The organism is Aeromonas sp. HMWF017 (assembly GCF_003061465.1).
Classification (GTDB): Bacteria; Pseudomonadota; Gammaproteobacteria; order Enterobacterales; family Aeromonadaceae; genus Aeromonas; species Aeromonas veronii.
Genome location: NZ_QAJD01000160.1, coordinates 1 through 8,325, shown reverse-complemented (window position 1 = coordinate 8,325; position 8,325 = coordinate 1). Strand labels below are relative to the sequence as shown.

The window sequence follows — 8,325 nt, the reverse complement described above, 5'->3', positions numbered from 1 at the left end:
TATCTCAACAGATTTTTTAGCGGTGATAAAAGCTTTGCAGCTTATTGCTCATCTCTATTCGATTCATTATATGCACAGATGCATATTAATGGTGTTCCAATAAATTTTAATGATGAAAAGAGTACGCATGTATTCAATAGTATTATTTCTGATTTAGTCTTAACAGAAGAACACCTAGAGGACTTATTAGATGCGTCGAAAAAAACATCATATTTCACTGCGTTTGAAAAATTAAATAGTACCACAGCGAGCAAGCTGAATAATGCTATTGAAAGTAAAATAAATGATGTCGATCATACGATAAAGTGTATGAGTGAAACATTCGAAAATGAGAAAGATTCTATAAGGTTTTTATTGTCACAATTTGAGAATAATGCATCTGAAATGTTAAATGATTATTTCGAAAGGTTTGAAAAAACAGACATTGATTTAAATCATAAATTCAATGATGCGGTTAAAAAAGCAGATGGAATTCTAAAGCTTGCTAGTCAGGAAGGTATGGCATCAGCTTTCCAAAAAAGACATGATGACTTAAAGTGGCCAGAAATAAGATGGATTTCATTATTTACTTTTTCATTACTTTCACTGGCTGTTTTTGGAGCTTGGTTTGTTGAAACAGTTTTTTCAGAAAATGGAATTGGCACCGCTGAAATTATTTCGAGAATTTCTATATCAATACCGCTTGTTTGGTTGGCCTGGTTCTCAGGTAAACAATTTAACCATGTTACTCGCCTAAGAGAGGACTACGCATACAAGGTTGCCGTAGCAATGGCTTACCATGGCTATAAAGATGAGGCCGGTCAGATTGATAGTGAAATGAGTGGTAAGTTACTAGAGAATATTATATTGCATTTTGCCGATAACCCTGTGCGTCTCTATAAAAATGATAATAGTGCCTCCCTGATAGAGGCTGTTATAAAAAATAATAAAATTGTAGAGGTTATAACAGCCATTAAAGGAAACGTTAAATGAAAGCCCTTTATGCGATTGGTCGAGTGATATCTAGAATTCTATTCTTATTCTTGATTTGTGTATTGCCTTTCATTTTTGTGTTTTGTGCGTGGTGGTATTATCCCATATGGATTAATTATGATTTCATGTTTGGTAATATACTGATTGGTAAATTAACTTCTCCTACATTAGGCGAAATAGGTGATTTGTATGGTTCGCTTAATACGCTGTTTTCTGGATTGGCATTTGCGGGTGTGATTATTTCTATAGTAATGCAGTCAGCAGAGCTTAAATCCACTAGAAAGGAGATGAAAGAACAAGGGGGGCAGTTCGAAAAGCAAACAGAAGCAATGAAGAAACAGGTATTCGAAAGCTCATTTTTTAATATGCTTACGCTTCATGGTAATATATCGCTATCAATAAATGGCAGCACTGGTTCAGGATTTAAATCTCTTTTTGAAAGATTGACGGATTGTGCATATAACCATTATTTGGCGGCGGCTGAGGGTAGGGATTTATTGAATGATGATAAATGGTTACACGAGAGTATATCTCATGTGTATAATAAATTTATGAGTGAGTGCTATTCATCGCTTGGTCATTATTTTAGGTATTTATATCAGGTTTTGAAGTTCGTTCATGAGTCAGACCTTCCTAAAAAGGACAGAATTACGTATATCAACATTATAAGGGCTCAGCTATCTAACTTCGAACTAGCTTTACTTTTTATAAACTGTCTATGCTACGAAAGAAGTACAAAGTTTAAGGTGTTGATGGAGGAGTATGCATTTTTTGAGCATCTTTATGATAACGACTTGAATGAAATTATTAATAATCTTCGCGTTGGATTGTTTATGAATATACCTAGTGGGAAGAAGCCTAAATCTCCTACGCTCTCAGACCTAAAGAACTTATATACTTTAGGTGCCTACAACTACAATCCTGCAACTGTATCTACTAACCAATAAATTGGATGCGTCTCCCCTAGTGAAGAGTTATGGCAGTTAGGAAAAAAATATCAGGCAAGTGGTTTGCCGAGATCTATCCAGAAGGGCGTCCCAGCAAGGCAAACCCCAACGCACCACGGATCCGCAAGCAGTTTGCCACCAAGGGCGAGGCACTGGCGTTCGAGCGCTTTGTACTGGATCCGGACAAGGGCAAGCCTTGGTTGGAGGTGCAGGGGGAACCGACCGATGGCCGACATCTTTCCGATCTGGTCGAACTCTGGTTTGGCCGTCATGGTCAGAGTCTGCGTGATGGTGAGGCCCGCAAGTCCAAGCTGTTGACCGTGTGCCATTCTCTGGGAGATCCGTTGGCAGTGAACTTCACCGCTCGCGATTTTGCCGCCTACCGTGAAGCTCGCCTCTCGGGCGATATTACCGACCGACGCGCCATCAACCAGGAGAAGCAGGGCGTCACCCCCAATACGGTGAACCGGGAACATGCCTACCTGCGCGCGGTCTTCAACGAACTGAAAAGGCTAGGGGAGTGGCAGGGGGAAAACCCGCTTGATGGTCTGCGGGCCTACAAAGTGGCCGAGGCCGAACTCGCCTTTCTCTACCCTGACGAGCTCAAGCGCCTGCTGGCCGCCTGCGCCGAGAGTCAAAACCCTGATCTGCTATTGGTGGTTAAACTCTGCCTGGCCACCGGCGCACGCTGGTCTGAGGTGGAAGAGCTGACCCAGTCTCAGGTATCCCCCAACCGCATCACCTTCACTCGCACCAAGAGTAAGAAGAGCCGCAGCGTACCCATCAGCCCCGAACTCTATGCCCAGTTGCCGAGAAAGCGCGGCCGCCTGTTCAGCGACTGTTATCGTGCTTTCGAGATGGTGGTAGAACGGGCAGGGCTGGAGCTGCCACCCGGTCAGAATACCCACGTGCTGCGCCACACCTTCGCCAGCCACTTTATGATGAACGGCGGCAACATCCTGGTGCTGCAGAAGATCCTGGGCCATTCCACCATCGCCATGACCATGCGCTATGCCCACTTTGCCCCCGATCACTTGGAGGATGCGGTGAGGTTGAACCCGCTTGCCGTCTGTGGTTTAAATTGAAGTCACCTCGGCCATCGGATGGTTTGAATGGATCAGCCAGTATCAGACATTGACCTGTGCGGAGTGTTGTCCGATCTCTTTGTCGATAACGAGGTCGACTTCGAGTACATCGCTCGGGTGGCGCGGGCCTTTCCCATTACCCATGTGGAGAAAGTTTTGTTCGAATGGGTGGCGCCGGTCTGTTACACCAACACCCTGGCACCCGTGCCGCCGATCTGGACCGGTTTTGAACGGGACTCACTTTGGGCAGAGATCCAGAGCTTGCTGGCAAGAGAGGCAAAGGCAGGGTTTGCCAAGAAACTGTCCATCACGCTAAGGCAGTTTTATCTGAGGCGGCAGTTTGCGGAAGAGTGGCGCAGGTTGTCGGTGCTGCTGGCCGAGAAGGAATAAAAGTGGCGACAGAGTGGCGACAAAATTTTAAATGGGTGGTCATTTTTAGTTGTCATTGGCTCACTAACCCTTTGATTTTTATGTAAGTGCTTGTTTTCTCATAGGGCCAAATCAGATTTAAAATCCCTCGACGTTCGCGTCGTGCCGGTTCGATTCCGGCCTCGGGCACCATTAAAATCAAAGAGTTACAGAAGGCCACTAGAAATAGTGGACTTTTTATTTTGCATTAGTGGCGACAGCGCTTTTTTAAGTGGTTCACCCTTCCTGTCATGTGGAGTAACAGGGCCTTCTTGTATGATGGCGCACTTCATGCGGCGACTTTCCCTGGCCATGTTTCGGTGTGCTGTCAGACAGAAACGAGAATGGCCCCACATTGTGGGCAATGCTGATCAGTTAAGGATCCATTGACCGATCCTTCTGCTGTAGGACAATCCGGAACCAATCATTGGTTCCGGATTTTTTTATGTCTATTGCAAACGACCTGAGCGATGTTGTTAAGACATCTGGCGACATGCTGGCTCGACTGGCAATTTTTGCCGACCATATTCCCGACGAATGGATTGGTGCCGCTGCCGCCTTGTCTGAAAAGGCCACTATCCGCCGACGCCGCTTACCTTCTGATATGGTCTTGTGGCTCGTCGTGGGGATGGCTTTTTTCCGCAATGAGCCCATCTCCGAGGTCGCTCGGCGCCTCAACATCTGTGCAGAAGGGTTGGCCAACGACCTCCTGCTCGCGGACAGCGCCCTCTCTCAAGCCCGTCAGCGACTCGGCAAACAACCGCTCGAGTGGCTGTTCAAGCAGTGTGCCGATGTGTGGGGGCGGGAACGTTATCCTGAAGACCATTGGCACGGCTTACAGGTCTTTGCCATCGATGGTGCCCTGTTCCGAACCCAGGATATGCCTGAACTCAGAGCGCATTTCGGCTCAGGTAACACCTCAACCAACCGGCAGACACCCTACCCGATGCTGCGGCTGGTCACGCTGATGAATGTCCGCTCGCATGTCATTGCCAACGCGGCCATCAGCCCGTACCGCAAAGGGGAAATCCCCCTGGCCAGCGGGTTCATTCACTCACTGCCGGACAAGTCGGTAACCCTGCTGGATAAAGGTTTCTTCGGGGCCGACCTGTTGCTGCGAATTCAGGCCGAAGACAGCGACCGTCACTGGCTCATCCCAGAACGCAAGGGGCTGGTATACACGGAACTTGAGCGCTATGGCGACGGTGACCGTCTGTTGCAAATGAAGGTCTCGCCTCAGGCTCGCAAGAAAAACCCGGCGTTGCCGGCACACTGGCAAGTTCGCGCAGTGACCTATGAGGTTGCAGGCAAGGAGAAAACGGTCTTTACCTCCCTGCCCGTGGCGAGATTCAGCGCAGCGCAGGTGGCGACCCTGTACCACGAGCGCTGGGAAATCGAGCTGGGATACCGGGATATCAAAAGTGCGATGCAGCACAACGCCATCACACTGAGAAGCAAGAAAGTGGACTTGGTTTATCAGGAGCTGTGGGGTTTGCTGCTTGGATACAATCTGGTCAGGCGGGAGGCGAGCCAGGCCGCCGTAGCCCATCAGCGAGCGCCTAATGAAGTGAGCTTCAAGTTTGCCTGTCAGTTCATAGCAAACCAGATGGCGGTGATGGCGGGCGCGCTATCGCCAGCCCATACGCCACGGAGGTTGGCGGAGTTGCGGGGGAGCATAGGCGTCATGTTCATAGAAAAACGCCCCAGGCCATCGAGACCCAGGGCGGTGAAGATATCAAAGACCCGCTTTCCGGTAGATCGCAATGCGGCTCCGCTTAAGTGAACAGCATTGCCCACATTGTGGGGTCATTCTCGGATCCTGTTATCACTCCTGCGTTCTTCTAGCTGCACGTCGATACTCTTCTTCTCGGTGGTATCGCCGTTGGTGAACGATGCTATGGTCTGGTCGTTTGGACCATGTACACCTGTATTCCGCTGCTCAGTCTACAGACCAAGGCATAAGCCTGTAATCAGAACAGGTACTCGATATGGAGGGTATGGCTGTCAAGCCCCGGGTTCTTGTCATACATATAGGCGTTGGACATGTGCTCATACTGATAGCCGATCAGCCAATTTTTGGTGATGGCGTAACCGAGGCCGATACCCAGAGCGAACTGGAAGGGACCGCCGTAATCCTTGTAGCCGTGGCCGCGAGTCCCAAATTGGTACTGATCGAGCCAGACCATTTCGCCGGGGAGCCAGGTCACCCAGTTACCCCATTGACATTCGATACGGGCGCCGCCCCCCAGTCTGGCGGTCTCTTCATCTTCTACCTTGAGCGTTCCGGCACGTACCCCCAGCCCAAATTGACAGCCTGAGTCTCCCCAGCGCCAGAACATGTGGTGGAACTTGGCGTCGGCGATGTTGATGTCGAGCTTTTCATTGCTGAAGGCCTTGCCAAGCTGCAGTACCACGATATTGTCATTCGCCATTGCAGACGGACTGGCGAGCAGTGCTGTCAGCAGGCCGATCCTTGATAGAGTGTTAGCGTCCATGCCCCCTCCCGATCCTTGTTGTCATCTTGGTGATCCTGTTGATCACCCTTCAGGCATAGTCAATCGACGCGCTCCCTGTCAATGCATGGTCACTCGGTAAAAAAATTAAATATTTATGAAAAATCAACTATCTGCATGGCCTGATGTGATTTGGCGGGCGTGGCAATGGGGACATGAAAAAGCCCTTCACCATGGTGAAGGGCTTTTTGCTATCTGGCGTTTATCCGCTTGGGTTGCTCCGTCCGGGTTTAGTAGCCCTGTTGGTGCACGTCCATCACGGCGCGGCCGGACGGGTCGGCCATCTCCTTGAACTTGGCATCCCACTCCAGCGCGGTAGGAGTGGAGCAGGCGACCGACTTGCCGTAGGGCACGGTGCGGGCGGAGGCTTCCAGCGGGAAGTGCTCGTCGAAGATGGCGCGGTAGAAGTAGGCCTCCTTGGTGAGCGGGGTGTTGATGGGGAAGCGGAATGCGGCCGCCTCGAACATCTGATCCGTCACTTCCTGTTCCACCATGGCTTTCAGGCTGTCGATCCACGAATAACCCACGCCGTCGGAGAACTGCTCCTTCTGGCGCCACGCCACTTCGTGGGGCAGCAGATCCTCGAACGCTTCGCGCAGGATGTGTTTCTCAATCTTGCCCTTGCCACACATCTTGTCGGCGGGCTGCAGGCGCATTGCCACATCCATGAACTCCTTGTCGAGGAAGGGTACGCGACCTTCCACACCCCAGGCGGCCATCGATTTGTTGGCGCGCAGGCAGTCATAGAGGTGCAAGGAGGCGAGCTTGCGCACGTTCTCCTCGTGGAACTCCCGGGCGTTGGGCGCCTTGTGGAAGTAGAGGTAGCCACCGAACAGCTCGTCCGAGCCTTCGCCGGAGAGCACCATCTTGATCCCCATCGCCTTGATGTAACGGGCCATCAGATACATCGGCGTGGAGGCGCGGATGGTGGTGACGTCATAGGTCTCGAGGTGATAGATGACGTCGCGCAGGGCATCCAGACCCTCTTGCACGGTGAAGTGGATCTGGTGGTGGATGGTGCCCAGATGATCGGCCACCTTGCGGGCGGCGGCGAGATCCGGTGAGCCTTCCAGCCCCACGGCGAAGGAGTGCAGCTGCGGCCACCAGGCCTCGCTCTTGCCATCATCTTCCACCCGGCGGGCGGCGTAGATCTTGGTGATGGCGGAGATGACGGACGAATCCAGCCCGCCGGAGAGCAGCACGCCATAGGGTACGTCGCACATCAGCTGACGTTTGACCGCGGCTTCCAGCGCCGCTTTCAGCTCGGCCTTGTCGCTGACGTTGTGCTCGACTGCGCTGTACTCCATCCAGTCGCGTTTGTACCACTGTTTGAGCTCGCCATCCTTGCTCCAGAGGTAGTGTCCCGGCGGGAAGGTTTCGACGCTCTTGCAGACCGGTACCAGCGCTTTCATCTCGGAGGCGACATAGAAGTTGCCGTGTTCATCGCGACCGGTATAGAGCGGAATGATCCCCATGTGGTCACGACCAATCAGGTAGGCATCCTGTTCGGCGTCATAGAGGATAAAGGCGAAGATGCCGTTGAGATCGTCGAGAAACGCCGGGCCCTTCTCCTTGTAGAGGGCCAGCAGCACTTCACAGTCGGATTTGGTCTGGAACTGGAAATCGACCTTGAGGTTCTTCTCCAGCTCTTTGTGGTTGTAGATCTCGCCGTTGACGGCCAATACGTGAGTGCGCTCGGGGTTGTAGAGCGGCTGGGCGCCATTGCCCGGATCGACGATGGCCAGGCGCTCATGCACCAGAATCGCTTTGTCGGAGCTGTAGACGCCGGACCAGTCAGGCCCGCGGTGACGAAGTCGCTTGGACATCTCCAGCGCCGATTTGCGCAATAGAGCCGGGTCGGTTTTGATGTCCAGAATGCCGAAAATAGAACACATTGGCGGTAATCCTCTTGATTTTTATATGAGCCCCCCACGTCCGGGCTCGAAATTCCATTTACATTCCTCGTCAGACACAATGCCTAGCGGAAAAACCTTTTGCAAGCGGGAAAACCGCAGAAAATCATGCCGTAAGCGTCAAGCGGATCAACAGGATAAGGGTTGCTGCAACGTGGCAGGCTGACGTGAACGTCAAGCCGAGGCGGGTTCGAAGATGACATAGACCTTGCGACAGGGGGTAAGGGTCTCCCACTCACCGACAAAGCCTGCCGGAATCACGAATTGATCGCCGGGTTTGAGGGCCAGCTGGCCGCCCTGACTGTCGTGGATCACCACATCCCCCTCCAGCAGCTGGCAATACTCGTGCTCGGTGTAGTGGATGGCCCAGCGGCCCGGCTCGCAAGCCCAGAAGCCCACGTGAAACTGCTGGCTTGGGTCGGAGTAGTGGTTCCACACCGTCTGACTCGGATGGTCTGCTTTAATGCGCTCGGGGGCGGGCATCAGC

At 51.8% G+C, this 8,325-nt stretch carries 8 protein-coding genes; 5 read left to right on the top strand and 3 right to left on the bottom strand.

Annotated features, from left to right (window positions below; translation table 11 throughout):
* The 5 genes from DBR30_RS21290 to DBR30_RS17370 all read left to right on the top strand — a co-directional run.
* On the top strand, positions 1 to 972 hold a 972-nt coding region (locus DBR30_RS21290), incomplete at its 5' end, for a hypothetical protein (protein ID WP_181363613.1).
* Positions 969 to 1,919, top strand: a complete 951-nt coding sequence (locus DBR30_RS17385; RefSeq protein WP_108540176.1) for a putative phage abortive infection protein — start codon at positions 969 to 971, stop codon at positions 1,917 to 1,919. The genes DBR30_RS21290 and DBR30_RS17385, both read left to right, overlap by 4 nt.
* A gap of 29 nt (positions 1,920 to 1,948) precedes the next feature.
* The gene (locus DBR30_RS17380) at positions 1,949 to 3,004 is read left to right on the top strand and encodes a site-specific integrase (RefSeq protein ID WP_108540173.1); all 1,056 of its coding nucleotides are present in this window, start codon (positions 1,949 to 1,951) and stop codon (positions 3,002 to 3,004) included.
* A gap of 27 nt (positions 3,005 to 3,031) precedes the next feature.
* On the top strand, positions 3,032 to 3,394 hold the full coding sequence (locus tag DBR30_RS17375; RefSeq protein ID WP_108540170.1) for a DUF7079 family protein: 363 nt from the start codon (positions 3,032 to 3,034) through the stop codon (positions 3,392 to 3,394).
* Between the two features lie 463 nt (positions 3,395 to 3,857).
* Positions 3,858 to 5,195, top strand: coding sequence for an IS4 family transposase (locus DBR30_RS17370; RefSeq protein ID WP_108540167.1), 1,338 nt, complete (start codon positions 3,858 to 3,860; stop codon positions 5,193 to 5,195).
* Positions 5,196 to 5,382: 187 nt separating this feature from the next.
* Here DBR30_RS17370 and DBR30_RS17365 read toward each other — a convergent pair whose 3' ends face one another.
* The 3 genes from DBR30_RS17365 to DBR30_RS17355 all read right to left on the bottom strand — a co-directional run bounded on the left by DBR30_RS17365 (position 5,383) and on the right by DBR30_RS17355 (position 8,324).
* Positions 5,383 to 5,907, bottom strand: coding sequence for an acyloxyacyl hydrolase (locus DBR30_RS17365; protein WP_108540164.1), 525 nt, complete (start codon positions 5,905 to 5,907; stop codon positions 5,383 to 5,385).
* A 248-nt stretch (positions 5,908 to 6,155) separates the two neighbouring features.
* Complete coding sequence (gene asnB / locus DBR30_RS17360; protein ID WP_108540162.1) at positions 6,156 to 7,820, bottom strand: asparagine synthase B; 1,665 nt, start codon at positions 7,818 to 7,820, stop codon at positions 6,156 to 6,158.
* Between the two features lie 192 nt (positions 7,821 to 8,012).
* Positions 8,013 to 8,324, bottom strand: a complete 312-nt coding sequence (locus DBR30_RS17355) for a cupin domain-containing protein (protein ID WP_258224480.1) — start codon at positions 8,322 to 8,324, stop codon at positions 8,013 to 8,015.
* Between the last annotated feature and the right edge of the window lies 1 nt (position 8,325).